Source organism: Saccharospirillum alexandrii (assembly GCF_043641555.1).
Classification (GTDB): Bacteria; Pseudomonadota; Gammaproteobacteria; order Pseudomonadales; family Natronospirillaceae; genus Saccharospirillum; species Saccharospirillum alexandrii_A.
In genome coordinates this window covers 463,204-489,202 of record NZ_JBHZRJ010000002.1, presented here as the reverse complement: position 1 = coordinate 489,202, position 25,999 = coordinate 463,204, and the positions used below count along the sequence as shown (strand labels likewise).

Annotated in this window: 18 protein-coding genes; 11 read left to right on the top strand and 7 right to left on the bottom strand. The window is 55.4% G+C overall.

Annotated elements, in window-relative coordinates:
• The first annotated feature begins 106 nt into the window (after window positions 1–106).
• The 3 genes from ACHUE7_RS08135 (at window position 107) to fliD (ending at window position 7,904) form a co-directional block, all read left to right on the top strand.
• Window positions 107–3,181 (top strand): flagellin N-terminal helical domain-containing protein, encoded by a 3,075-nt coding sequence (locus tag ACHUE7_RS08135; RefSeq protein ID WP_394169523.1) that lies wholly within the window; start codon window positions 107–109, stop codon window positions 3,179–3,181.
• Between the two features lie 152 nt (window positions 3,182–3,333).
• Window positions 3,334–3,765 carry a flagellar protein FlaG gene (locus tag ACHUE7_RS08130; RefSeq protein WP_394169522.1) on the top strand — a complete coding sequence of 144 codons (432 nt, stop codon included), beginning with the start codon at window positions 3,334–3,336 and terminating at the stop codon, window positions 3,763–3,765.
• Between the two features lie 230 nt (window positions 3,766–3,995).
• The gene (gene fliD, locus ACHUE7_RS08125; RefSeq protein ID WP_394169521.1) at window positions 3,996–7,904 is read left to right on the top strand and encodes a flagellar filament capping protein FliD; all 3,909 of its coding nucleotides are present in this window, start codon (window positions 3,996–3,998) and stop codon (window positions 7,902–7,904) included.
• A 68-nt stretch (window positions 7,905–7,972) separates the two neighbouring features.
• On the opposite strand, the gene acnB is transcribed toward fliD, so the two are convergent.
• Window positions 7,973–10,564 (bottom strand): bifunctional aconitate hydratase 2/2-methylisocitrate dehydratase, encoded by a 2,592-nt coding sequence (gene acnB, locus ACHUE7_RS08120; RefSeq protein ID WP_394169520.1) that lies wholly within the window; start codon window positions 10,562–10,564, stop codon window positions 7,973–7,975.
• 238 nt (window positions 10,565–10,802) lie between these two features.
• Window positions 10,803–12,749: a ribonuclease R family protein gene (locus ACHUE7_RS08115; protein ID WP_394169519.1), complete on the bottom strand. Its 1,947-nt coding sequence runs from the start codon at window positions 12,747–12,749 to the stop codon at window positions 10,803–10,805.
• Between the two features lie 101 nt (window positions 12,750–12,850).
• Here ACHUE7_RS08115 and ACHUE7_RS08110 point away from each other — a divergent pair, with 101 nt between their 5' ends.
• Complete coding sequence (locus ACHUE7_RS08110) at window positions 12,851–13,045, top strand: hypothetical protein (protein WP_394169518.1); 195 nt, start codon at window positions 12,851–12,853, stop codon at window positions 13,043–13,045.
• 4 nt (window positions 13,046–13,049) lie between these two features.
• Here ACHUE7_RS08110 and ACHUE7_RS08105 read toward each other — a convergent pair whose 3' ends face one another.
• Entirely contained in the window at window positions 13,050–14,087 is a 1,038-nt protein-coding gene (locus tag ACHUE7_RS08105) for a tetratricopeptide repeat protein (protein ID WP_394169517.1), read from the bottom strand.
• Window positions 14,084–15,505 (bottom strand): adenylate/guanylate cyclase domain-containing protein, encoded by a 1,422-nt coding sequence (locus ACHUE7_RS08100; protein ID WP_394169516.1) that lies wholly within the window; start codon window positions 15,503–15,505, stop codon window positions 14,084–14,086. Before ACHUE7_RS08100 ends, ACHUE7_RS08105 begins: the two co-directional genes overlap by 4 nt.
• A gap of 283 nt (window positions 15,506–15,788) precedes the next feature.
• Between ACHUE7_RS08100 and ACHUE7_RS08095 the strand changes: the two genes are divergently transcribed.
• A complete protein-coding gene (locus tag ACHUE7_RS08095; protein ID WP_348475489.1) occupies window positions 15,789–16,073 on the top strand; it encodes a hypothetical protein in 285 nt (94 codons plus the stop codon).
• Between the two features lie 122 nt (window positions 16,074–16,195).
• Window positions 16,196–17,317 carry a mechanosensitive ion channel family protein gene (locus ACHUE7_RS08090; protein ID WP_394169515.1) on the top strand — a complete coding sequence of 374 codons (1,122 nt, stop codon included), beginning with the start codon at window positions 16,196–16,198 and terminating at the stop codon, window positions 17,315–17,317.
• Between the two features lie 42 nt (window positions 17,318–17,359).
• On the opposite strand, the gene ACHUE7_RS08085 is transcribed toward ACHUE7_RS08090, so the two are convergent.
• Window positions 17,360–19,435: a methyltransferase domain-containing protein gene (locus ACHUE7_RS08085; protein ID WP_394169514.1), complete on the bottom strand. Its 2,076-nt coding sequence runs from the start codon at window positions 19,433–19,435 to the stop codon at window positions 17,360–17,362.
• 386 nt (window positions 19,436–19,821) lie between these two features.
• On the opposite strand from ACHUE7_RS08085, the gene fliS reads away from it, so the two are divergent.
• The 5 genes from fliS to ACHUE7_RS08060 all read left to right on the top strand — a co-directional run bounded on the left by fliS (window position 19,822) and on the right by ACHUE7_RS08060 (window position 25,188).
• Entirely contained in the window at window positions 19,822–20,226 is a 405-nt protein-coding gene (gene fliS, locus ACHUE7_RS08080; protein ID WP_127555179.1) for a flagellar export chaperone FliS, read from the top strand.
• A 1-nt stretch (window position 20,227) separates the two neighbouring features.
• The gene (locus tag ACHUE7_RS08075; RefSeq protein WP_394169513.1) at window positions 20,228–20,575 is read left to right on the top strand and encodes a hypothetical protein; all 348 of its coding nucleotides are present in this window, start codon (window positions 20,228–20,230) and stop codon (window positions 20,573–20,575) included.
• Between the two features lie 354 nt (window positions 20,576–20,929).
• Entirely contained in the window at window positions 20,930–22,378 is a 1,449-nt protein-coding gene (locus ACHUE7_RS08070; protein WP_394169512.1) for a sigma-54 dependent transcriptional regulator, read from the top strand.
• A 131-nt stretch (window positions 22,379–22,509) separates the two neighbouring features.
• A complete protein-coding gene (locus tag ACHUE7_RS08065) occupies window positions 22,510–23,712 on the top strand; it encodes a sensor histidine kinase (RefSeq protein ID WP_394169511.1) in 1,203 nt (400 codons plus the stop codon).
• Window positions 23,713–23,766: 54 nt separating this feature from the next.
• The gene (locus ACHUE7_RS08060) at window positions 23,767–25,188 is read left to right on the top strand and encodes a sigma-54-dependent transcriptional regulator (RefSeq protein ID WP_394169510.1); all 1,422 of its coding nucleotides are present in this window, start codon (window positions 23,767–23,769) and stop codon (window positions 25,186–25,188) included.
• Window positions 25,189–25,463: 275 nt separating this feature from the next.
• Here the strand turns inward: ACHUE7_RS08060 and ACHUE7_RS08055 are convergent, their stop codons facing one another.
• Window positions 25,464–25,676 carry a Trm112 family protein gene (locus tag ACHUE7_RS08055; RefSeq protein ID WP_425470007.1) on the bottom strand — a complete coding sequence of 71 codons (213 nt, stop codon included), beginning with the start codon at window positions 25,674–25,676 and terminating at the stop codon, window positions 25,464–25,466.
• Window positions 25,666–25,986 carry a membrane protein insertion efficiency factor YidD gene (gene yidD, locus ACHUE7_RS08050; RefSeq protein ID WP_394169509.1) on the bottom strand — a complete coding sequence of 107 codons (321 nt, stop codon included), beginning with the start codon at window positions 25,984–25,986 and terminating at the stop codon, window positions 25,666–25,668. Before yidD ends, ACHUE7_RS08055 begins: the two co-directional genes overlap by 11 nt.
• Window positions 25,987–25,999 lie beyond the last annotated feature (13 nt).

Here is a 25,999-nt window from a genome sequence, read left to right as displayed (position 1 = left end):
TGTTCTAAAAGAAAGTCATTTCATCGCCGATAACTTGATTGTAAATGAGCAACTCGCTGAACTTGGCCGCAATAGTGCGGTTGTGGTGAGCGAAGGAGATGAAATCATGCCCCAGATTATTAACACCAACATTGCGTCGCTGACCGCTCAACGCAACCTTAATTCATCCCAGGACGCCAACAGCACCGCTCTTGAGCGTTTGTCCTCTGGTCTGCGCATTAACAGCGCCAAGGACGATGCAGCCGGCCTGGCCATTTCAACCAAGTTCGAATCCCAGGTTAAGGGTTTGAACGTCGCGATTCGTAACGCGGGCGACGGCATTTCGCTGGCGCAGACCGCGGAAGGTGCTCTTGGCGCCATGACTGAAAACCTGCAGCGTATTCGTGAGCTGGCGGTGCAGTCCTCGAACGCGACCAACTCCGACGACGACCGTGTGGCCTTGCAGGCGGAAGTTGATCAGCTGCTGTCTGAGGTAACCCGGACAGCGTCTGAAACCAACTTTAACGGCCGGAACCTCCTCGACGGCTCTTTCCAGGGCACTTTCCAGATTGGTGCGAACGCCGGTCAGGTTGTTGATGTCAAGATCGCTGAACTGACTGCTGAGAAGCTGGGTGCTTCAGATGCCGTCGGCGTTAGCGCGGTAGGTACAGACAGTGCCATCGGCAATGGTGATCTGGTCATCAACGGTGTGGCGGTTACTCCGTCTCGCGCCGGTGACGATACAGCCTCTTTTGCTGAAAGTGACACCAGTGCGATTGCCAAGGCAGCCGCTGTGAATCGTGTTTCTGATGAAACCGGTGTGACCGCGTACGCCAATGAGAACATTGTCGGCGGCTCCGAAATGACTCCGACGTCTACGTCGGGCACCATTTCAGTCAATGGTGTGGCGATTGAAGTTCAGACCACCACAGACGGCGCGACTTCTCGTGCATCTGTTATCGAAGCCATCAATGCGGCATCAGATCAAACAGGCGTTCTGGCAACTGACTCAGGCTCTAACGCCAACGGTGTTATTCTGACAGCAGCCGACGGTCGTAACATCACGGTTTCCTTTGACAGCGGCACCGCCTCTGCGGCAAGCACCGGTTTGGCCAGTTCTGATACCTATCAGGCCGGCTACACACTGGTTGCCAACAGCGGCGTCAGCTCGATCGAGGTTAGTGGTGGCGACGGTACCGGTAACGGAGACCTGAGCAATTCAGGCCTGACGGCTGGTACCTATGAACGTGGTGCTGCTCAACTGGCATCGACCGCGACTTCGTCTACTGGCGGTGTCGGTTTCGAACTGGCAACTTCAGGCGGGCTCTATGCAACTGGTTCACGCGGCATCTTTGGCGCATCCGGTTCTTTGAACACCGGTTCGGACATCGCTCTGAACCTGACCAGTGCAGGCGTAACCGCCATTTTCGGTACCGTTGCAGAAGTTGTTACCGTTACGGTTGGCAACAACAGCGCGACCATGGCGAACTCTTCTACTGATTTCGGTGCGGATACGCTGGCAGCGGCTATTAATTCTGCCGGTGGCGATGATTTGAATGTCTCTGCTGAAACCCGTGTGGTTCTGGAATTTGATGGCGGTGACGCAACCACAGGTATTGCTACTGCAGGTGTGATTCAAATTTATGACACCAATACCGCAGGGACTGTTCTCGGTGCTATTAACTTCAGCTCCGGGCAATCGGTCGAACAGTTGGCCGGTGCCATCAATGCCAGCTTCACCAGCATTGTAGCTACGTTCAACACAACCGATGGTCAAATCACTCTGACCGATGTTGATGGCAATACACTGGCCATGGCAATGTCTACTGCTGTAACAGCGGGCACCGTCCAGGCTCAGGTATTGACCGCGACAGGTACTGCCGATGGCGCGTTGATCGACATCTCCGATGACACCGATGTGCGTTATGCATACGGCTACATCAACGATGTTGACTCTAACGACAGCGCATTGGACAAAGTGAGCATCAGTTCCAGCCGTGATGCGACCGATACGACTGGTTTGTCGGGTTTCTTTAGCCGCGGTACCACCGCTGCCGATTTCTCCTCAACCAACTCACTGGACGTTAGTGTTGTTAGCAATACGTTCGGTCTGGAAGACGGCGACCTGGTGGTTAACGGTGTTGCTATCTCTGCCGCTGACCCGTTGACAGACCGTGCCTCTGCGGCACTGGCTAGCGATGGTGGTACGATCCAGTCCGCCTCGAAAGAGCGCTCTGGTATAGCTGTCGCTGCGGCCATCAACTCGGTGGCTGGCGAAACGGGTGTGACCGCCGAGGTCAACTCTACGGTTGTTGTAGGCTCCAGTGGCGACACCTACGATGCGAACGTGACCGCAGCAGAAGCGTTGTACAGCTCTGGCGATACCGGCAAGATTTATATCAACGGTGTCGATCTGGGTGTTATTTCGCTGGTTGATGATGGCTCTGGTGGCATTGATACCGAGCGCTCGCGTCAGGCTGCAGTTGACCTGATCAACGCCAAAGCTGGCTTGACAGGGGTGTCTGCTGAAGACAATGGTGAGTCGATCACACTCAACGCTGCCGACGGTCGGAATATCTCCGTTGCCATCGACAACGACAATAACAACAACGGCATTGCTGACCCGTCAGCCACCGGTTTCGGTGCCCTGATTGGCCTGGATTCGTCGCTGGATGGTATTGGTGAAGCAGATATCGGTACAGCTACTGCCTCCAACGTTGCCGGTGCACGTGGTACGACCACTGAAGGCGCTGCTTATGAAACGACCTTCTCAACGGTAACTCTGAACGCTGCGAGCCAGATTGAAGTCTCGGCTGGTACTCGTGGTAAGGATGAGTTGGAAGGCCTTGGCTTCAAGGTTGGTAAGTTTGGTGGCGGTACTGACGGTACTTTCCTGAAGGACCTGGATATTTCCACCTTCCAGGGTGCTCAGGATGCGATCACCGCGATTGACAACGCACTGAAGACGGTCGCCAGTCAACGGGCCGAGCTGGGTGCCTTGCAAAACCGGTTTGAGTCAACGACTGCCAACTTGCAGGTAACGTCTGAGAACCTGGCAGCAGCAAACTCCCGTATTCGGGATGCTGACTTCGCAGCCGAAACGGCTGAGCTGGCTCGGACTCAGGTACTGCAACAGGCCGGTATCTCGATCCTGGCGCAGGCTAACCAGCGGCCGCAGCAGGTGCTGTCACTGCTGGGTTAATCCGGTAATTTTGAGGGTGTTTAGAAGGAGGGCTGTAGCTTAGAGACTAGGCTTCAGTCCCTCCGGTAGCGGCAGACAGGTGGCTTCAGACAGCGCCCGGTACCACTACCAACCACTCTTTCGGATTAATCAAGTGTGATCGGAGGTGTTTTATGAGTGAATTTAGCGGCTTTACAAGCGCCCTGAATGCTCGGCCTTCCACACCTGAACTTAGTCCGGTGGCGAACCGCCCAGAAAGCGGCAAGTTATTACCGGCAGAGGATGTGAACCAGGCGGGTGTTAGTCCATCAACACCGGCAGGCCTCTACACTAAAGCACAAGAGGAAGAGGGTGGACGGTTGCCCACCCTACCTTCTAGCGCTGAAGAGTTAGAGCAGGCCGTGTCTAAACTGAACGATTACGTTCAAAACACGGAGCGAAAGCTGAACTTTCAGTTGGATGAAGACGCAGGGCTAACCATCATCAGGGTTTATGATAAGGCTACTGATGAGTTGATCCGGCAAATTCCAAACGAAGAGGCGGTATCGTTGGCCCAGAAATTGAATGAAGAAGAGCCATTGTTGCTGTTTTCAGCACAGGTGTGAGAAGAAAGCGGTTAGCTGAGGGTTGTTTGTTTTGAGTGAAAGATCAAATCATCTGTCTTGATGCTCACAGCCCAAAGCCCGCGGCTCATAGCTGAACTGAAACAACAGAACGTTACAAACAGGGGTTCAAGTTATCTGGTTGAAAGCCGATAATTTGAACAGCCCTGTTTTTCTGTTTCTGCAGGATTGATACAGCAAAATGCCGGGTACTCATTTGATATAGGTGTGATATGGCGAATATTGAATCTTTAGGTGTCGGTTCGGGTCTGCTCACGGCGGATCTGGTCGACCAGATCATCGCTGCCGAGCGTAAGCCGACCGAACTTCGGCTGGACCGTCGCCAGGCGGAAGTTGAAGCCAAAATCACAGCCTATGGTGAAATTCGCAGTGCACTGGATAAAGTTCAAAGTGCAGCCAGCTCACTGTCCAGTGGTGCTCTGATCAGAAAGACCACGGTCACCAGCAGTGATTCCAGTGCCTTGTCGGCCACCACCAGCTCCACTGCGGAGCCGGGCAATTATCGAATCGCCGTAGACGAAGTCGCCAGTTCCCATACCCTCGCCAGTAAAGCCTATGCATCGGTTAATGACACCGTCGGAACCGGGTCGCTGACCTTTAGCTTTGGCACAACCGAGTATGATGAGGGCTCCGGAGACTATACAGGGTTTGAACAAGACGCGGGTCGTGCGTCTTTTACCATCGATATTACATCGGGTAACAATACCCTGGCCGGATTGAGAGATACCATTAACAAAGATGTTGAAGGGGTAACCGCGAACCTGGTGTTCGATGGAACCGGCTACCGCTTGCTGCTTGCCAGCGAAGAGACAGGCAAGAACAACAGCCTCGAGATAGTGGCAACGGGTGACGCTGGCCTGCAATCGCTGGCCTACAACGCCAGCCAGAACGATCCCGATAATAATATGCAAGAAACCCAGAGAGGTAGCGATGCCGTTATCCGTGTAAACGGACTGGAAGTAACGTCTGCATCAAACCAGATTAACGAAGTGATTCGTGGTGTGACATTGAATGTCAACCAGGAGACGACTGGTACCATAAACTTGAATGTAGCGAGAAGCACCGGTGAAGTTGCGGACAAGATGGAGGCATTTGTCGCCGCTTACAATGAATTCAAGTTTATCTATGACGAAGTCAACAAGTTTAACCCAGACAACAATGAGGGTGGGTTGTTGCTCGGGGATTCGGCACTCAGGTCAACCTACAGCCAGGTTCGCAGTGGTTTAAATGCCATTGTAGAGAATCTGGTGGGCGCCAATTTCAGAAGCCTGGCCGACGTTGGTCTGCAAACGGATCAGACGAAAGGCTTTGAACTGCAGTTTAACCGTTCAAAATTCGAACAGGCATTGACGGCCAATGCAGAGGCTATGTCTGGATTGTTGGCCACGCAGCAAGTGGTCAGTGACAGCCAAGTCAGATACGTAACCCAAAGTGCCAAAACCCAGCCGGGTGAGTACGACGTCGTGATCGACAAGGCGGCTACTCAAGCGGTCTGGCAGGGTCTTAAAACCGACGCACTAAGCTTCGCCAGCCCGGTGCAGATTGGTGGCAGCAACGATTCCTTTTCGCTTTCTCTTGATGGCACCCTGCGAGCTGTCGATTTGCAGCAGGGCAGTTATGCAAACGGTGACGATTTAGCATTGATGTTGCAGACTTCCATCAACAGTGCCTTTAACGGTACTGGTCGCACTGCAACGGTGAACTTTGATCCAGTTGAACAGAAATTCTCTCTGACATCTTCGTCTTTTGGTTCGGCATCCTCACTCAATATTACGCAAGTAGATCCGACCATCAGCCAAACGTTAGGCCTGGCACCAGGCGGAACGGGCGGTGTCAGCGGTCAGAACTTCTCGAGTTTGAATGACGCCGGTTTTGCCGCATCAACCTTACCTGGTAGCTTATCGGTCGAGCCCGAAAGTGGCATCGATTTCAGCACCAACGGGGTTGTCTTTGACCTGACCGTTGCTGGCACTGCCGCTGATGGAACCTATGCCATCAATTTGGATGAAGACTGGTCGGATGTCCTGAACACGGAAGGAGAAGTAGCAACCGAACGTGATCGTAACGACGTGCTGACGTATATTCAGTCTGAATTGAACTCGGCCGGGTTGAACGGTGTCGTGACTGCAGAATTCAACAGTGCGAATCGGTTAATATTCCGCACTGAACCGGCCGCCGGTAGCCAGTCGATCACCGTTGACAACGTTGTATTGGCGGGAGCCGACCGGCTAGGCCTGCAAACAGGTACCAGTAATAGTGGCTACACTCTGTCGTCGGATGCCGAGTTGGTGGTGGGCTTTTCCAATCGACTGTCTGAAGGAACCTCCGGTCTGATCACCGTGCCAGCGGGCACGTACGAGACACCCGAAGACCTGGCGCAGGCAATACAGGATCAAATTAACGCGGATGCCAATGTGCAGGCGGGTGCCGCGGGTGCAGAAACCACGAAAGGCTCGCGCGCCCTGGGCAGCAATGTCGATTTTGCCGCCAGCCCAGCTGAAATTGAGCTGACATTAAATGGTACCGACTATACGTTGCGGGTAGACGCTGACGATATGACCGGAACCAGCACTTTGGACAGCATCCAGCAAGCCATTGCCAATACACCCGGCTTGGCGGGTAATCTGGAAGCCTCCCTGGACAGCGGTGGGCTGGTGCTGTCGACCGTTGCCACGGGCTCGGCCCAGCTTCTGGATATCACCAAAGACGGGCAGGGTGCCACCACCGCAGCTGGGTCTCAGGATCTCTCCACTGGCATCGATTTCAGTGCGGACCCAACCAGTTTTACACTGACAGTAGATGGCGTAGCCATTGACGTAACAGTGGACACTGATGCCACGACCGGTACAAACGATGCTCAATCCAATCTGGCTGCCGTTCAGCAAGCCTTGGACACCGCGCTGACAGAGGCCAATGGCGGGGGTGAATTTCAGGCGGGTGATGTGCTTGCCCGACTGGACGACAACAACCAGCTGTTCTTTGAAACACGCTCTAAACTGGGTGAGCCGACGCTTGCCACCTTTGGTAGCGACGCCTCCATTGAGATGTCCGACGTTCAGGGTACATCCCTAGGGCTTGCGAACCAGGGTCCCTTGTTTAATGGTGCGGATGAATTTGGGTTGAGCCTCGGCCAGTATCAGGGCTTTGATAGCCAGGCAGAAGTTCTTTACCAGCAAAACGAAGCTGGCAATGGTGGCTTTTCGATTTCTTTTGGTAACGACACCCGAGTCACCATTGAAGGGTTGAATCTGACCTCGGCGGCACAGCTAGGCTTTTCTATCAACGATGGTGAGCTGCCAGACGCCGTCACCGGTGTTGACGTAGAAGGATCCATCAATGGTGTGCAAGCCACAGGCAGGGGGCAGTTATTGACCGCCAGCGAGGGAAATCAGGCAGCGACCAATGGTTACCTTCTTGGTGGCCCGGGTGCCGACTTCACCGCTCCGATAGTGATTGATTCAACCAATCGCACGATGGAAATAGTCGTTGATGGCATTGCATCCGGAGAAATTGAGCTGACAGAAGGCGTTTACACCACTGGGAATGCGCTTGCCAACGAATTGAAACGAGCCATAAATGCAGATCCCGCACTCGCCTCGGCGAATAAGGCAGTCGATGTTCAGTATGATCCCGACACCGCTATCTTCGGCATCTTTTCGGTTACTCGTGGCAGCGACTCAACCGTTCGTATTTCTGGTATCGATACGAACGCCATCGATATTTTCGGGTTTACAACTTCCACTCAAGGCGTGAAAGGCAAAGAAGCGTCCGGAGAGCGTGACCCGGCCGCTGGTTTGGTGCTTCGGGTATCCGGCACCGCAACAGGAGATCGTGGCAGCGTTACTCTGATTGAGGGTATATTCTCCCGGCTCGATAAATCGCTGGACGACCTTATGAGCAGCAATGGTTTACTCGGTAACCGGGAAACATCACTTGAACGTGACTTGGATAATCTAGCAGAAGATCGCCAGCGTCTGGATGCTCGTTTGGAAGCTCAGGAACAACGTCTTAAGGCCAAATTTCTGTTCAATGATAAGATTATCAGTCAGTTGAACACAACAGAGGATTTTCTGGTCCAGCAATTTGAAATCATGGCGGCCGGAGCTTCCGGGAAAAAATAACCGGTAAGCGCTTTTTGACGACGCAAAAAAAACCCGCCTAGGCGGGTTTTTTGGTTTTAGGCGGCGGGTTAGGCCGCTGAGGTCGCAATCACCGAATCGGCTGCTTTAATGAAATCTTCCATCTTGTCGAAGTTCAGGTAGCGGTAAATATCCGCTGACATGCTGTCGATCTTGTTGGCGATTTCCAGGTACTCTTTAGCCGTTGGCAGCTTGCCGTTCAGGGCGGCAATGGCGGCCAGTTCGGCGGAGGCCAGGTACACATTGGCACCGTCACCCAGGCGGTTCGGGAAGTTCCGCGTTGAGGTGGAAACCACGGTCGACTTGGCGGCTACCCGTGCCTGGTTGCCCATGCACAGTGAACAACCCGGCATTTCGGTGCGGGCACCGGCACGGCCGAAGATGTTGTAGTAACCTTCTTCCATCAACTGCGCCTGGTCCATCTTCGTCGGCGGAGAGACCCACAAGCGAGTGGCGATCGGCGCATTGTGCGCATCGAGCAGCTTGCCGGCGGCGCGGAAGTGACCGATGTTGGTCATGCAAGAGCCGATAAACACTTCGTCGATCTTCTCGCCAGCGACATCAGACAAAGTACGAGCATCGTCCGGATCATTCGGGGCGCAGAGAATCGGCTCCTTAATCTCATCCATGTCGATTTCGATGACAGTGTGGTACTCGGCATCTTTGTCGGCACGCATCAGGTTCGGGCTGGCCAGCCACTCTTCCATCGCCTTGGCGCGGCGCTCCAGGGTACGGGCATCGCCGTAACCGTTGGAGATCATCCAGCGCAGCATAACGACGTTGGAGCGCAGGTATTCGGCGACCGAGTCTTCACCCAGGGTGATGGTACAACCAGCGGCAGAACGTTCAGCAGAAGCGTCAGACAGTTCAAAGGCCTGCTCAACGGTCAGTTCTTCCAGACCTTCAATTTCCAAAATCCGGCCGGAGAAGACGTTCTTCTTGCCTTTCTTCTCAACGGTCAGGTGGCCTTCCTTGATGGCTGCGTAAGGAATGGCGTGCACCAGGTCGCGCAGGGTGATGCCAGGCTGACGCTTGCCTTTGAATTTCACCAGGACCGATTCCGGCATGTCCAGCGGCATAACGCCAGTGGCTGCGGCAAAGGCCACCAGGCCGGAACCGGCCGGGAAGGAAATGCCCATCGGGAAGCGGGTGTGGGAGTCGCCACCGGTACCCACGGTATCGGGCAGCAGCATGCGGTTGAGCCAGGAGTGGATGATGCCATCACCCGGGCGCAGAGACACACCGCCACGGTTCTTGATGAAGTCGGGCAGGCTGTGTTGGGTTTCGATGTCGACCGGCTTGGGGTAAGCGGCGGTGTGGCAAAAGGATTGCATCACCAGGTCGGTTGAAAAGCCCAGGCAGGCCAGGTCTTTCAGTTCGTCACGGGTCATCGGACCGGTGGTGTCCTGTGAGCCGACGGTGGTCATTTTCGGTTCGCAATACTGGTTCGGGCGAACGCCTTCCAGACCACAGGCCTTGCCGACCATCTTCTGGGCCAAGGTGTAACCGGCTTTGCTGTCGGCTACGGCGCCAGGGCGACGGAAGACGGTGCTGGGCTCCAGGCCCATGGCTTCGCGGGCACGGTCGGTCAGGCCACGGCCGATGATCAGCGGAATTCGGCCACCGGCGCGTACTTCATCGAGCAGCACTTGGGTGTTCAGTTCGAATTCGGCGATGACCTTGCCATCTCGCTCGACTTTGCCGGCGAAAGGGTAGACGTCGATAACGTCGCCCATGTTCAGTTCGTTGACGTCAACTTCAATTGGCAGGGCGCCGGAGTCTTCCATGGTGTTGAAGAAGATGGGGGCGATCTTGTTGCCCAGCACGAAGCCACCGGTGCGCTTGTTCGGCACGAACGGCATGTCTTCACCGGTGTGCCACAGTACGGAGTTGGTGGCCGACTTACGTGAAGAACCGGTACCGACCACATCGCCAACCAGGGCAATGGAGTGGCCTTTTTCTTTCAGCTTTTCAATTTGCTGAATTGGGCCGATCTCGCCTTCTTTATCGGGAGTCAGGCCATCGCGGCTCATTTTGTACATGGCCAGGGCGTGCAGCGGGATATCCGGGCGCGACCAGGCGTCCTGGGCCGGTGACAGGTCATCGGTGTTGGTTTCACCGGTGACTTTGAACACGGTCAGGGTCAGTTTTTCAGGGACGTCGGGCTTGTTCAGGAACCACTCGGCGTCGGCCCAGGATTGCATGACGCTCTTGGCAGCGGCGTTACCGGCTTTGGCCAGCTCGTCGACATCGTGGAAGGCATCGAACACCAGTAGTGTGTGTTTCAGCTCTTCGGCAGCGGCTTCAGCCAGTTTGTCGTCGGTCAGCAGGCCAACCAGGGTTTCAATGTTGTAACCACCCTGCATGGTGCCCAGCAGTTGTACGGCTTCTGCGGCGTCAATCAGCGGGCACTCGGCTTCGCCTTTGGCCACAGCAGACAGGAAAGCGGCTTTTACATAGGCAGCTTCGTCAACGCCGGGTGGTACCCGATTGACGATGAGATCTTTGATGAAGGCTTCTTCGCCCGCGGGCGGGTTTTTCAGCAGCTCCACCAGCGCGGTTACCTGGTCGGCAGTCAGCGGCTTGGCGGGGATGCCAAGAGCGGCGCGCTCTTCGACATGTTTACGATAGGCTTCTAGCACGGTTAATTCTCCAACAGTGAAGGGGTTGCAGCGCGGCTGAGCCGGCAGGGCAATGGGTTGCCTGAAACACCGGACGCTTGCGCCAACAACCGGGACTGGCTGAGCATAAGCGAGGCGCAGTTTAGTGAAAAACGCCGCAAAAGTTAAGTAATGGTACCTTATACCCTGTATTCATGGCGTGAATAGTAGGGTGGGTGCCGAGCCCTGATTGTTGACTGATGCGGCTCATTGTTATTGATTATTTCGAGGCGCTAGGTTCCACCTGGCCGTCTTCCACCAAACTCAGCTCTAACTTGTCACCCTCAATTTTGGTGATGGTCACTGTCACCGGTTGGTTTAGCATAAAGCTCTGGCTTTCACCCTTCATCATCATGCGCAGCGGGTCGTAGCTCAGTTTTTTCTTCTGTCCGCGCAGATCGATGAAGCCCGCGGCGCCGTTGTCGTCAAGTTGGGCGATGATGCCGCCCGAGTTGATGTGGACAACGGTGGCCTGCCAGGTTTGTTCAGGTTGCTGGCTTAGCCAATCCAGACGCAGGCGGTTTTCCACTTCGTTGGCGGCTTTACGGCTGTTGCCGAGGCGTTCGTTGAGGTCGTCGGTCAGCTCTACTGGGAGGGTGAACGGCTTGCCTGCCAGTTTGGCGTGGATCAGCCGGTGCAGAGCGAGATCCGTGTATTTGCGGATCGGGCTGGTCACGGTGGTGTAGTGGTCGAAACCGAGGCCAAAGTGGGGCGCTGTGGTGTTGGACCAGGCTCCGCGCTCCAGCCGCTTTAGCAGTACGCTGAGCAATGGGAAGTCTTCGACCGTGCGTGCAGCGCGCAAAATAGACTTGAAACCTTCCGGGTCATGGCCGTCGGTATCGGCGACGTCTTTGGCGAATTCGCGCAGCAGGCCCTTGAGTTCTTCTTCGCGGTCGGGTCGAAAGCCGGCGTGGGTCATGAACAGGGCGCTGTCTTCGGCCAGCCAGGCGGCGGCAATGCGATTGACCGCCAGCATGCTTTCTTCGACGAGGCCGTTGGCGGTGTTGCGTTCTTCTTTCACCACGCCGGTAACATTCAATTGTTCATCGACTTTCACCCGGTAATCGGGCCGTTCCTGCATGATCAGGGCGTTGTTCTTGCGCCAGTCAAACAGGGCTGTGCAGCATTGCCTGAGCGTTTCCAGGTGCCAGTGGGCGGCCGGTATTGGGGCAGCACCATCGAGCCATTCGCTGACTTCCTGATAGCTCAACTTGGCACTGCTGCGAATCACCGATGGGGTGATGGCCAGTTTGCTGAGGCTGCCGTCAGTGGCGACGCGGATGTGAAACACCAGTGCCAAACGGTCTGCATTGGGGGTCAGGGAACACAGTTCGTTGGCCAGGCGTTCGGGCAGCATGCTGATCGGGCGGCCGGGCAGGTAGGTGGTGGTCAGGCGTTGCCGGGCTTCGGATTCAAGCGGTGAGTCGGTTGTAAACCAGGCTGCCGGGTCGGCAATGGCGACGCGCAATAGCCAGCCATCGTCGGTTTCCTCGGCATAGATGGCATCGTCCATGTCTTTGGTTGAGGCATTGTCGATGGTGACAAATGGAATGTCGCGCAAGTCGGTTCGGCCTTCGCTGGCTGCTTCGATCAGGCTTTCATCGAGCGCGTCTGCAGCAGCCAGAGCTTCAGCGGAGAAGTCGCCGGGTAACTGGTGCTTTTCAATGGCAATGGCGTGCCAGGTGCCGGGCTCTTCTTCGCTGCCGATTACATTGACAACTTCGGCTTGGGCTTTGCCGGTTTCCCAGGGATGGCGGGTTACCTTGGCTTTAACCCATTGGCCATTGGCGGCGTCAGCGGTCTTTTTAGGTGGTACAAACAGCCATTTTGCATGCCCGATGACTTCGGGTTCAACACCCTGGGCTTTGCCGCGCACGACATAGCGACCCATAAACTCGGTCAGTGACGACGACACCAGCTTGACGAGATCGGCATTGACCTTGCCTTCAGCAGTTTCCTCAATAGTGAACTCGACCTCATCGCCCGGGAACACTTTGGACATTGCATCGGGTGGCAGAAAATACTCGGTGGCGTCGGCAGCGATCACGAAGCCGAAACTGCGACCGGTGCCCTTAATGGTACCGCGCATGACCTGGGGTTCGGGCGTGGTGGACTTGATGTCACTTTTCAAAGATTGAAGCTGGGCGAGGGCTTTGGCATCGAGCATAGAGGACCTGAATCGGGTTCGCATTTCGTTGTGGGCGCGCAGTATACCGGAAACAGCCGGCTTTTTGATAAGCTATGCTGGTAAAATTCGAGGAGCCAGTCATGGCCGATATTCGCTCGCTGGACGCCGCTCGCAAGCAAGCGCGAAAGAACAAAGCCAAAGCTACTACCCTGTGCAAGCACGGCCATCATCGCTGGGAGGTTGATAACCAGCCTCAGTTCGATGTGAAAGCTGGAAAACTGGTCACCCGGTACCGGTGCAGTCGCTGTGGGGAGGTTCAGGTTAAGGCCCGTTGAGCCACTAGTTCGACCAGCGATCCAAGTTCGTCAGGAAGGTTCTGGCCCGCTCGGCATTGGCTTGCAGCTCGGTGTCGTTGGGCGTCAGGGTCAGGGCTTCTTCCCAGACATCCAGCGCCTCGCCCAGAAAACCCTGACTATAGAGCAATTCGCCCCGTTCCTTGAGCAGGGCGGATTCACTGGCCAGGCGGATATCGAGCTCTTCACGCATCGGCTCCGCTTTTTCAGGGTCGAGTTCCATCATTTCATTGAGCAGGCGTCTTGCACCCGTCAGATCGTTCAGAGACATGCTCAATGCAAAGGCTTCTTTCAGTTGCGGCCACTGTTGTTCGGCGACAGCAGCCTCTTGGGTTCTGGCTTCCTGGCGTTCCGTCTGCTGGGCTTGCTGAATGCTATTCAGCAATTCCTGACTCAACTCGTTGGGCGACAGCCGGTTTGACAGGGTTAATGCCTGCACAGCACGGAAAGAGTCGTTTTCATACAGCGCTTGCCGGCCGGAGGCATAAAGTCGCCGTGAGATGGTTTTCAGCTCTTGTTGAAACGTTCGATAGCGTTGCTGGGTAAAAAAGTTATTGGGCGTTGCTTTCAGCAGGCTCTCTTCGCTGTCGCGAATGGCCAGCAAGTAGCGGGCGCGGGCCAGCAGTATGGCATTTTCACTGCGGTTAATGCTATTTAGGCGGCGTTGATCATATTCGCGGCGTTGTGACAGCAATTCTGGCGCTTCCGGCAGATTGGCCAGGGCCTCGTCCAGCACCGCAATGGCGCCTGCCCAGTCGTTATTGGCTTCGTGGCGGCTGGCGCTGTCGAGTTGTTCGTCGATGTAGTCGGATCGTCTTTGTTCAATAACGCTTGAGCGCTGGCGTAGCTCAAGGTAGGCCTCATGATCGGGGTCCATGGCATTGATGGTTGCCAGGGCTTTATCGTACTGGTGGTCTTCAACCCAGGTATCGACTTGTTCGTTTACATTGCTTTGTTGTGCGTAAAACTGGGCGCAGCCAGCCAGCAGAAGGGCGAAGCTCAACGTCAGAAACAGGCGGATCATGACTGTGGCTCCCTGGCGCTGGGCTCGGGAACCGAATCCGCGCCAGCTTCATCGCGGGCGTTTTTGGCTGGCGTGTCGGCCCAGGCATTGACGGTTAATACGTCCACACTGCTTTGCAAGCCCTTGATCTGATGCGATTCATTGGCATGGGTAAGCAAGGGGTGCCGCTGATTGAGCATTGAATAGAAATTTCCGTCGGTAACCACCTGGCCTGAGTCTGCCAGGTCACAGAGGCGGGAGGCCAGGTTCGCGGGCTCACCAATGACCGTATATTGCATTCGTTCATGAGAGCCGAGCAAACCCGCCAGTACCGTGCCGCCGCTCACTCCAATGCGAATCGTAAGGCAGGGTTGATTGGCCTGTGCGCGCTCCCGGTTCATGGCAGTGATTCGATCGCGTATTTGCAGGGCGCACTCCATGGCGTGGAAGCGATGTTCGGGGTCCGATTGCGGGCAGCCGAATACGAGCATTGCGCAATCGCCGATGTATTTATCGACGTTGCCATGGAATTCGTGGCAGGTGTTGGCAAATTCGGTGAAGTAGAGGTTGAGCACCTCGGCGGTTTCCTCCGGGTGGCGCCCCTCGCTGAACGCGGTATACCCCACCAGGTCGACAAAGAGAATGCTGGCGTCGACGCGCTTGCCTTCCCGGGCCAGTTCAACATTATCCTGAGCCATGTAGCGGGCGGCGACCGGATCGCTGACAAAGCGGGAAAACAGCTGTTCAACCCGTTGTTTTTGTTCCAGTTCGGCTGACATGTGGTTAAACGACTGGGTCAGGTCGCTGAATTCTCCCTGGTGCTGACCACGAATTCGAAAGCCGTAGTGGCCAGACTCGATAGCGCGGGTACCCTCAATCAGATCGCGCACCGGCTTGGCCAGTGATTGGCCCAGTCGAATCGCGATAAGGGTAATGGATAACACCAGCAGAAGGACGACGACGATGCCGGAACGAATAATTGAACGCTGGCCGGCAATCATCTCGGACCGGTCGAGACCTACCCAGGCGGCACCTCCGCTGACACCCCGGAACACGACAGGTGAATAGAACCATACCGTTTCTTCGTTGGTTTCTACCTGGCCCTGGCTACGATAAGCCTGGTCTGCGTTCATGGCAGGCAGTGAATAACCCGCTTCTGCCAGCACTTCACCATCCCGGTTGACCACGCTAGCGGCGACGACAGAGGGTTGGTCGCTGAGTGAAAATACCAGGCTGGCGAGGCTGAGCTGGTCTTCGGTGAATACAAGCTCAACCGAGGCGGCGGCCAGCTGTGATGACAAGCTGTTCCCGGTGTCTACAAACTGTGTCTGCATCATTGAAAACTGCCGGTACACCAGTGTATAGCCAAGAATGCACGAAGCCAGCAAGACCAGCATGGTCATGATCAGGGCGAGCTTGTGTCCAAAATGCCATTTCATCAGAGGTTCACGTGGTTTTCCGGTTGACTCCGCTTTGCAGCGCTCATGTATTTCCCCGGTAATATTATCATGCCCCGGCGTTTCTGGTGAGCCTGCACATGCCCTGTCTTTGATCGATGCCCATCCGATTGCTGAGCAGAGGGGTACTAACGGTGATTTACGTCACAATTTGGAAATGCCAATGAGTCAATAGTACCTGGTAATGGCTGAACTGTGCGTCAGTTAACGTTAAAGATTGGCTGCGGGCCTGTAACGGCGGGCCTAAAGGCGTTAGAATGTTTCGATGATTGAATCTTTCTCATTAGTCTCTTTCTTTCAGGCTTGCCAATGGGGCGTCGCCTTCCTGTTTGTGCCGCTGGTTTGCTGGTACGAATGGTCGCGTTCCTCCATATTTTGCCGCTGGTGCGCCCTGCTCAGCGGGTATGCTGTTCAGTTGGGGCTGATTGTTCTGCTGGTTGATTCCGGTTTCGAGATGTCCACCGTCATATTGTTCGGCTCAATTTCAGCCTATGCCTGGATCAAGCTGATGACAGGCTGGCTGCCAACGGTTCGCAAAGCCGCCGCATAGCAGTTCCTGCTCAATTCCAACCTACACATTTATTCGATTAACCGGTACATTGCGACGCCTGTGGCGGGCTCGCCTTGTCGGGTCTGTTTTAGTCAATATTCGGTTTAGAGGTCTGACGTCAGATGGACATGGAAACTCTGGTCGGTTGGGTGACCAGCGCGTTGAATATCGGTAAGGAGCATACCTGGATCATCCAGGTGTTTGTGATTGTGTTGCTGACCACACTGGTCAGTTTTGCGATCAAGAAGGTGTTCGACAAGCTGGAAAAATCGTCAAAGAGGACGAACACCTTCTGGGACGATCTGCTGATTGGCGCGGCGCGCAAGCCGGTCAGGCTTTTCATCTGGTTGAACGGCTTGTTACTGGCGACGGATGTGGTTCGTCGAGTGTCGAACGAGCCCATTTTCGATTTTGTCGAACCGGTGCGGTCGGTGACCTTTGTACTGGTGTTTGCCTGGTTTATGGTCAGTTTCATCCGCAAGGGCGAAGAAATGGTTCAGGACCCGAACCATGCTTCAAAGCCCATGGATGCCACGACGGCCTCCGCACTTGGCAAGCTGATGCGGCTTTCCGTGCTCATCACTTCTGCACTCGTCGTCCTGCAGAGCCTGGGGTTCAGCGTATCCGGTGTGCTGGCGTTTGGCGGTATTGGCGGCATCGCGGTGGGTTTTGCCGCCAAGGATTTGCTGGCCAATTTCTTTGGTGGCCTGATGATTTACCTGGATCAGCCCTTTCGGGTGGGGGACTGGGTCCGGTCGCCGGACCAGGATATTGAAGGAACGGTCGAGAATATCGGCTGGCGTCTCACCCGCATCAGAACCTTTGATAAGCGACCGATCTATGTGCCCAATGCCACCTTCGCCAACATCACGGTTGAAAACCCGTCGCGGATGTTCAACCGCCGTATCAATGAAAACATTGGGGTGCGTTATTGCGATGCCGGAAAAGTAGCCGCCATTGTTGCCGATGTGGAAGCCATGTTGAAAGAACACGAGGCGATTGATCAGGATCAGTTGCTTATGGTGCATCTGAACAAGTTTGCCGCTTCATCGATTGAGTTCTTCATCTATACCTTTACCAAAACGGTAGTGTGGAAGGAATTTCATGAAATCAAGCAGGATATCCTGCTGAAAATCATCGATATCGTTGAGGGCCATGGGGCCGAGTTTGCCTTCCCGACACACACCATTCATATGGCCGAAGCCGAGTCAGAAGCCGGCCCGGAACCTCAGCAAAGTAACTGATGGCCGTTGCCGCCAGCCCGCCTCCGAGCGGGCTGCTCATGTTCAGTCCTGCGCCTGCACGTAAAATTGCAACATACCAGCGAAGGTGTCCGGATGGGTTTTCTCAAACGCCTCCCAGTCGTTCAGGTTGGTCAGGGCAGGGCGCTGGTTGTTTACGCTGGCCAAGAACATCCGCCGGGCGTCGGGTGACAGCACAAACCCCAAAAATTTGAGCGCATTCTGATCGAGCAGGGTTTTTATGCTGGCGGGCGAGTAGCAATGCTCCTGAACGTGAAACAGCAGATCCCGGCAGCCGCTGGTGGAGTAAAAATCCCGGCTTTTTAGCAGAGCGCTGTAGTCTCCTTCCAGCCGTTTTTGCAGCAGGTGCTCGCGAAAGCGACGGATGTCTGCCTGACGGGCGGTATACCCCAATTGCGCTATTTGCCTCTGAGCCTGGCTAACAATTCTCCGGGCGCGCTCGCTGTATAGCCCGATTTTCAACAGGCCATTGGCTTCCAGCCGGCGCTGCAGCGCTTTTAGCCCTTGTTCCGGGTCGCTCATGTGGTGCAGTACACCTGAGCATTCAATCACATGAAAGCGTTCGTCGAGCTGATCCAGTTCAAGAATGTCGGCCTGCAGAAAGCGAACATTATGGATGCCATGGCGTTCGGCCATACGCTTTGAATAGGCCAGGCTGCGCGCACTCAGGTCCACGGCGGTCACTTCAACGTTGCGAAAATAGCGGGCCACATGCAAAGCATGCCGGCCTGTGCCCGAACCGGCGACCAGAATCTTTATCGTCCCCATATTAAAGAACTGCGGTGCTCTGAAGCCTTCCAGCTCTGCTTCAAGTGCCCGACCGTAGTTGGTTGGGGTGTTGTAACCCAGATGCAGCCAGCGCGGGTAGGGGTTTTCTTCGTATTGCTGACGCACTTCGCGCGAAATGCTATCGCGGATCGGCGTCAGCTGTTCAATGTCCATTGCCAGAGTCAGTTCTTCCTGCAGTTCTATCACGCAGCGACGAATGATCGGCCGGACATAGCTTGGCCACCGGTTCAAGGCAATGCGAGCGAGCTGTTCACTGTGTGCTAGCTGGTGCAGTGGTTCATACATGCCATACATCAGCAATGCGCTGGTCAGATCGGCTGGTTGCGGCTCGGGGGTAGACAGGGCGGTGTCCAGCAACTCCCTCAGGGCGCTAAGCAGAGATTGCTCCTCGTCATCCTGCGCCCAGACGTGCTCATTGTGGATGCCCTGAACCACAAACGCCGCTGCCAGGCGCAACAACGCCGGGTCGGAGAATTGCTGGGCAAGGCAATTGAGCAACACCTGCTTGCGCACCTGGATCAGAAAGTCCTCCAGCTCTGCCTGGCTGAAATACAGTGTATTCAGTGCAAGACCGAGCATATCGTCCCGTGCAAGATCCTGCAGGTCTACAACGGCATTGGGGTCGTCGAGCTGATATTTGTGCCGCAGCAGCGACGCGGTTAACGGTGCTAGCCCATCGTGATCGACTTTGTCGAGTTTCAGCCAGCGAACAACGTCGTCTGCCAGCGCAGGCTGGTAGCTGTCGGCCTGAATATGCCGGGACACCTCAAACAGTTTCGCGCGGATGTGCGCGTCGTTGGGGTGCAGCTGAAACAGTTGGCGATAGCCGTTGAACGCCTGCACCACATTGCCCTGGCGTGCAAAGGTGTATACCAGAGAGGTGGCGGCCCGGGTTTCTTCGGGAGCCAGCTCCAGGCTGCGGCTGAAGTGGGCGAGCGCGTCGTCGTAGTGCCCCGTAGCCAGCTTTACATGGCCTAGAGAATACCAGCAACCGGCATCGTCCGGCGTCTGGTTCAACGCAAATTGCAGGTAGTGCTCGGCTCGCTCGTAAAAGCCCTCGTCCAGGGCAATACGCCCCAGTAGGTTGAGCGCTGGCGAATAAGTAGACTGACGGTCGAGCAACTGTTGGGCGATCGCCCGAGCCTGACCCCGGTACTGGGCCGTGTGCTCATTGCTCACCCGGTCGCTCAGGCTCAGTTCGTAATAGTGCCGCGCCTGTTGATCCAGTTCAGCCAGGGTGTCGGTTGGTGTCGCCGTCGACAGAGCCGATGTCTGCCCCGGTGTCGCCAGCGCCTGCGATGAGTGTCTCATAACGCACCTTTAAGGGTGAGCGGCCAGGCCGCTGCCAGTGTCTGGCGGTCAAAATGTAGCCGCCGGTCGTGAAAAAGCGGCAATGAGTCTCCGGTTTGGCGCGAGACTGGCCGTTTTTTCGTTCATTGACAGAGGTATTGCCAAGGGTGTGCCAGTTTTACATCGGTCGTTACCCGGCGTTGCTCGATAGCAGGTATCGCATCTCAAAAAAACACTCAACAATTCCGGCACAGTGCCGCTACATGGATTAAGCTTGTTCGGCGATCAGTGATGCGCGCAGAGCCACGCGGGGGAGTATCCAGATGCTCTCCCTGGGGCAAGGCAGATCAATGTTTACCGGGGAGGCTGTGGTGAAAAAAACATCCAGTGGTCTGAGAGGAAACACTATGTACGCACAGGGGATTAAGCAGTACCAGTCGGTCAGTACTGAAACCTCCATTATGGACGCCGACCCCCATAAGCTGATTCAACTGCTTTTCGAAGGTGCACTTGCCCGGATATCCACCGCCAAGGGGCATATGGCTCGCAAGGAATACGACAAGAAATCCAGAATGATCAACTCTGCAATCGACATTGTCGGTGGTCTGCAGGACAGCCTGAACACTGATACCGGTGAGTTAGCGCTGAACCTTGAGCGGTTGTACGACTACATGCTGCGTCGCCTGTTTGAAGCCAATGCGCGCAATGATGAGGCGATTCTGGACGAAGTCGCCGGATTGCTGTCACAGATCAAATCGTCTTGGGATGCCATACGCGATGAAACCCTGGCTCAGAACCGGCCAGGTGAATAAAATGGCGATGTTGCAAACCACAGCCATAGGTCCGTTCAGGGTGTCGGAGGATACCCTGCTGGCCCAGACCAACGATCTGATTGTTCAGGGCTTTGAGCTGCAGGACATGCAATCGCTGGATGATCTGGAGCGCTGGGACGATGCTGTCAACGACGTCCTGAAACGTATCAATGATCAGGTGCTGAACGCCGGCCTGGCAAGTCCTGCTCTGAAGCGGCGCGTCGAATGTCTGCTAGAACTTTATGTGTCTGTGCTGGCCAGCCTGTCGGAGCTGCAGCAAAGCCGTACCGTTCAGGCGACAGAATTGCGGCAACAACGACGGGTGATCGCCGGCCCTGTCGCTGGTTAGGGCTGCCATGGCTTTATCGGATTAATATTGAAGATTTCAAGGGTCATCAGTCCCGGCAGCGGGACGTTGGCCACTCTTGAGCGCTTATAGAAGCGTGTTCCTGTCGGTTTCCATCCTGAATTCGTTAATCCTCTGTTGCATTCTGTGTTCTGCTGCATGGAACTCAGCGTTTTTCTATGGTAAGCGACTGAAAATAAAGGCATTATCGGGTTTTTGGCGCGTTTTCTCCGGAACCGCCGTGAGTTTGACAGGGCGTGAGTCTCGGTCTTTACTGTTTCAATACAGTCAAATTCCTGACGTGGAATGTCGGGCCTGGTGCCATCTCAGCTGTTTTGATGTGAGGAAATGTTCCCAATGTGGCGTGAAATTAAGCTCCTGGTAGTAGACGATGATGATCAACGTCGTCGGGACATTAAGGTTATTCTGGATTTTTTGGGTGAAGTTAACGTTACCCTGAGTAGCGACAACTGGCAGGAGCAGGCTGTCGCTGAACTGGGTGGAACCGATGAGCTGGTGGCTGTAGTGGTGGGTTCAACCCAACTGTCGCTGACTCGAATGGTTCAGGCCGTTGCGGATTGGGATGAAGGCTTGCCCGTCATTCTGATGTCCGAACATCCGGAGTATGAATTGCTCGACGACAGTCTGCGCCACCGGGTTATTGCCCGGCTGTCGATGCCTCCGACTTACAACAAGTTGCTCGATACCCTGCACCGCGCCCAGATGTACCGCGAACAGTTTGATCTGACGCGTGGCCGTGGCCAGCGTCGGGAAGTGAATTTGTTTCGCTCACTGGTAGGCACCAGCAGAGGCGTTCAGCAGGTTCGTGAAATGATGACTCAGGTAGCTGACAAAGAAGTCACTGTCATGATTCAGGGCGAAAGTGGCACTGGTAAAGAAGTGGTTGCGCGTAACCTGCATTACAATTCCCACCGTCGTCATAAGCCTTTCGTACCGGTCAACTGCGGGGCCATTCCGGCCGAGTTGATTGAAAGCGAACTGTTTGGCCACGAAAAGGGCGCCTTTACCGGGGCTATTACCTCCCGGGCCGGCCGCTTTGAAATGGCCGAGGGTGGCACCCTGTTTCTCGATGAAATTGGGGACTTGCCGCTGAACATGCAGGTGAAGCTGCTGCGAGTGTTGCAGGAGCGAACCTTTGAACGAGTCGGTGGCAACAAGACGTTCAACTGCGATATTCGGGTTATTGCGGCGACGCACCGGAACCTTGAGCAGATGATTGAGGAGAATACTTTTCGGGAAGACCTCTATTACCGGCTGAATGTTTTCCCGATCGAAATGCCGCCTCTGCGCGAACGTTCCGAAGATGTCCCTGTATTGCTCAACGAGCTGATCGCACGTCTGGAGAATGAGAAGCGAGGGTCTATTCGCTTTAACTCGGCAGCGGTGATGTCGTTGGTACGACATGACTGGCCTGGTAACGTTCGGGAGATGGCGAACCTGGTTGAGCGGCTCGCGATCATGCATCCTTACGGTGTGGTGGGGGTTCAGGAACTTCCCCTGAAATACCGGCATGTTGACGATGATGATGAATCGGTTCTGCCATTGCCTGCCTTACCAGAGTCTGAATCGTTCAGTATGACCCATTCAGAGCAGGCGGCGTTACTGCCGGTGAATGGACTGGATCTGAAGGAGTACCTGACCGAGCTTGAGCGCAACCTGATTCAGCAGGCGCTCGACGATGCTCAGGGCGTGGTGGCGCGCGCGGCTGAAAAGCTCCACATTCGCCGGACCACACTGGTTGAAAAGATGCGCAAATACAAAATCAACAAGCGTGAATCAGTTTAGAGTTTTTGAGCTTCGAGCTTCGAGCTTCGAGCTTCGAGCTAACAGCTAACAGCTCGTAGCTCGCAGCTCAAATTGGCACCCCTCTTGCTAAACCCCTGTAAAGCGCCAATAAATGGTCACTGGGAGAAGGCATGGGTGTGCCACAATTTGACAACCTGAATCAGCAGCAAGGCTCGGCCGAAATGTCCGAGCAATCGCTTGCTGATCTGAAGCAGGCGTTTGCGACCTTTAACCAGGTTTCCGAGCAACTGACCGAAAGCTACCAGATGCTGGAAAGCCGTGTTGTCGAGCTCAGTGGTGAGCTGGCGACCGTCAGTGAACAACGCATGCAGGAGTTGTCGGAAAAAGAACGCCTGGCCGATCAGCTGGAAAGCTTGCTGAATCTGCTGCCGGCCGGGGTCATTGTTATCGACAATACCGGTCGCATTGGCCGGATCAACCCGGCCGCCGAGGCGTTGTTGCGCAACGAAGCCAACACCCGATTGATCGGCGAGCCCTGGGTTCGCATCATCCGTAACGCCTTCAAACCCCGCCAGGACGATGGCCATGAGATTTCACTGGTCGACGGCCGCCTGGTCAGCATTGAAACCTGCGCGCTCGATAACGCGGGCCAACTGATACTGCTCACCGATCAGACTGAAACCCGAGCGCTGCAGGCGCAGCTATCGCGTCATGAGCGGCTCTCGGCTATGGGGCGCATGGTCGCTTCGCTCGCGCATCAGATCCGCACACCGCTGTCAGCCGCCATGTTGTATGCCTCCAATCTGAAAAACCCCCGGGTCAGTCAGCCGGTACGTGAGCAATTTGTCGATAAATTGCTTGGGCGGTTACACCATCTTGAACAGCAGGTGCAGGACATGCTGGTGTTCGTGAAGGGCGAGTGCAAGCTGATTCACAAAGTCACCGTAGCAGACCTGTATTCAGCCATGCAGGACAATCTTTCGGTACTGATTCAGCAGCACCCGGACGCTCTGGAGTGGCGAGACCTGAGCCACGGTGCCGAGCTGCAGTGCCAGAAAGATGCGCTGGTCAGTGCCTTGAGTAACCTGGTCACCAACGCCTTCGAAGCGATACGGTCCAACCCCAATATCTCCATCATTGCCCGCGAAGATGCTGGCCGGCTGTTGCTGACCATTTCGGATAACGGACCGGGCATGGACGAGGCGACCCTCAATCAGGTCACCGAACCGTTTTTCACGACTAAAAGCCATGGTACCGGGCTGGGTTTGCCGGTGGTTATGGCCGTCACCCGGGCACACCAGGGTGAGTTTCATATTAACAGTCGGCCGGGAGAGGGCACTCAGGTTGCCCTGTCTTTTCCGGTTAAAGGCTAATCGCCAGCGTGACCTGGCGCGCGGCAAATCGCCGTCAGATATGAGGAGAAATGCATGCGAGTACTCATTGTTGAAGACGATGCCAGCCTGAGAGAGGCGGTCAGCGATACGCTGAAGTTGTCTGACTACGAGGTCATTGAGGCCGACTGTGGTGAAGCGGCCATCGTGCGGCTGAACGAAAACCAGGTCGACTTTATCGTGAGCGATGTGAACATGCCGGGTATGGATGGCCATGAATTGCTGGCCTATGTGCGCCAACACCAGCCCCAGATTCCGTTCCTGCTGGTGACCGCCTACGCCACGGTCGAAAAAGCGGTGTCTGCCTTGCATGCGGGTGCCGTTGATTACCTGGTCAAACCCTTTCAGCCAGAGCAACTGATCGAACTGCTGGAGCGCCATGGTAGCCAGCCCAATTCCGCCATTGATGAGCCTATTGCCAATGAAACCTCAAGCCAGCAGGTGTTGATGCTGGCCCGGAAGGTGGCGGTAACGGACAGCACCACCCTGATCAGCGGTGAGAGCGGGACGGGCAAGGAGGTGCTGGCACGGTACATACACCAGCATTCGCCCCGGGCGCAGCAGCCTTTTGTTGCCATCAACTGCGCCGCCATACCGGAAAACATGCTGGAAGCGACGCTGTTTGGTCATGAAAAAGGCGCCTTTACTGGTGCTATTGCCAGTCAGCCCGGCAAGTTTGAGCAGGCTAACGGTGGCACACTGTTGCTGGATGAAATTTCCGAAATGGACATGGGCTTGCAGGCGAAACTGTTGCGCGTATTGCAGGAGCGCGAAGTTGAGCGCATCGGTGGTCGTAAAGTGGTTGAACTCGATGTTCGTGTACTGGCGACCACCAACCGCGATCTGATGCGCGAAGTGCAGGCCGGTCGATTCCGCGAAGATCTCTACTACCGGTTGAACGTCTTCCCGTTGCAATGGCAGCCATTGCGCGCCCGCCGGGGCGACCTGATACCGCTGGCCAACCACCTGCTCGCCAAGCATTCCAAGAAAATGCATAAACCACGAGTCATGCTCGACGATTCTGCTCGCGCTCGCATACTGACTTATGACTGGCCCGGCAATATTCGTGAGCTCGACAACGCCTTGCAGCGAGCGCTGATTTTACAGTCCGGTCAATGGGTGACTGCTCAGGATCTCGGATTGGAAGGCGAGCACCTGATCGATTTTGAACCGGCCCGGCAGCAAGCCATGGCACATCAGTCAGAGGCAATGTCGAATAGCATCGCCGAACACGCCAGTGAGTCTGATGAACCGGAAGCGGCTGTGCATGAATCCATGCAGGTTGACCTGAAGCATCGTGAGTTCGAGATTATTCTGGACGCGCTGCGGGTCACTCAAGGTCGTAAAAACCGGGCGGCGGACAAGTTGGGTATTTCAGCCAGGACCTTGCGTTACAAACTGGCCAGGATGCGGGAAATTGGCATGGATGTGGATGGGGCAATTGCCGGCATTCGATAGTTTAATTACTTAAATTCGGAGTTTGCCCTACCAGTTAGCACTGGGTGCCGGGTATGCCTCTGTGGGGAAGTCCGCAGCAGGGACTAAAACGCCGGGAGCGTCTTAGCATGAGCGCAGCGAACCCGAAGGGTGAATCCTATGGAGGGGATTCATATCCTGCGGCTTAGGCTCCATGGACGGATCTACGCCGACCCCACAGAGGCATACCCGGTATCCTGTGCGAGCCATTGCCTGGGAAATGAACCAAACTCCGAAACTTGTGTTACTGGAATCTATCAGGCCAAAGAACTTTTCTTTGACAACCAATGTTCATATTCTTCCTGATTCAACGCCCGGGCTTCGTCTTCCAGCATGACGGGAATGCCGTCGCGAATGGGGTAGGCAAGTTTGGCGGCGGTTGAAATCAGTTCTTCCTTTTCCCGGTCTATTTGCAGCGGCGCCTTGGTGACCGGGCAGACCAGAATGTTCAGCATTTGTTTATCGATCATCATTGCGGTGGCCCTCGTGGCTGCAGTCCGTTTTCTGTTTGGTGTCTTGCGGACGGGTATCATCCGCTGGCGGCTCATCATAGTCTGGTAGTGGTACGCCCGGTACCGGGTCGATGCCGCCTTCGCACCCCGGGTGGCAACGGGCAATGCGTTTTATGGCCAGCCAACTCCCTTTGAACGCTCCGTGGTGTTGCAAAGCGATCAGGGCATATTCGGAGCAGGTCGGGTAATACCGGCAACGTGGCCCGAGCAGGGGGCTGATGGCCAGCCGATAGAATTTCACCAGGGCGATCAACGGCCATTTCAGCACAGTGCAGACCCCG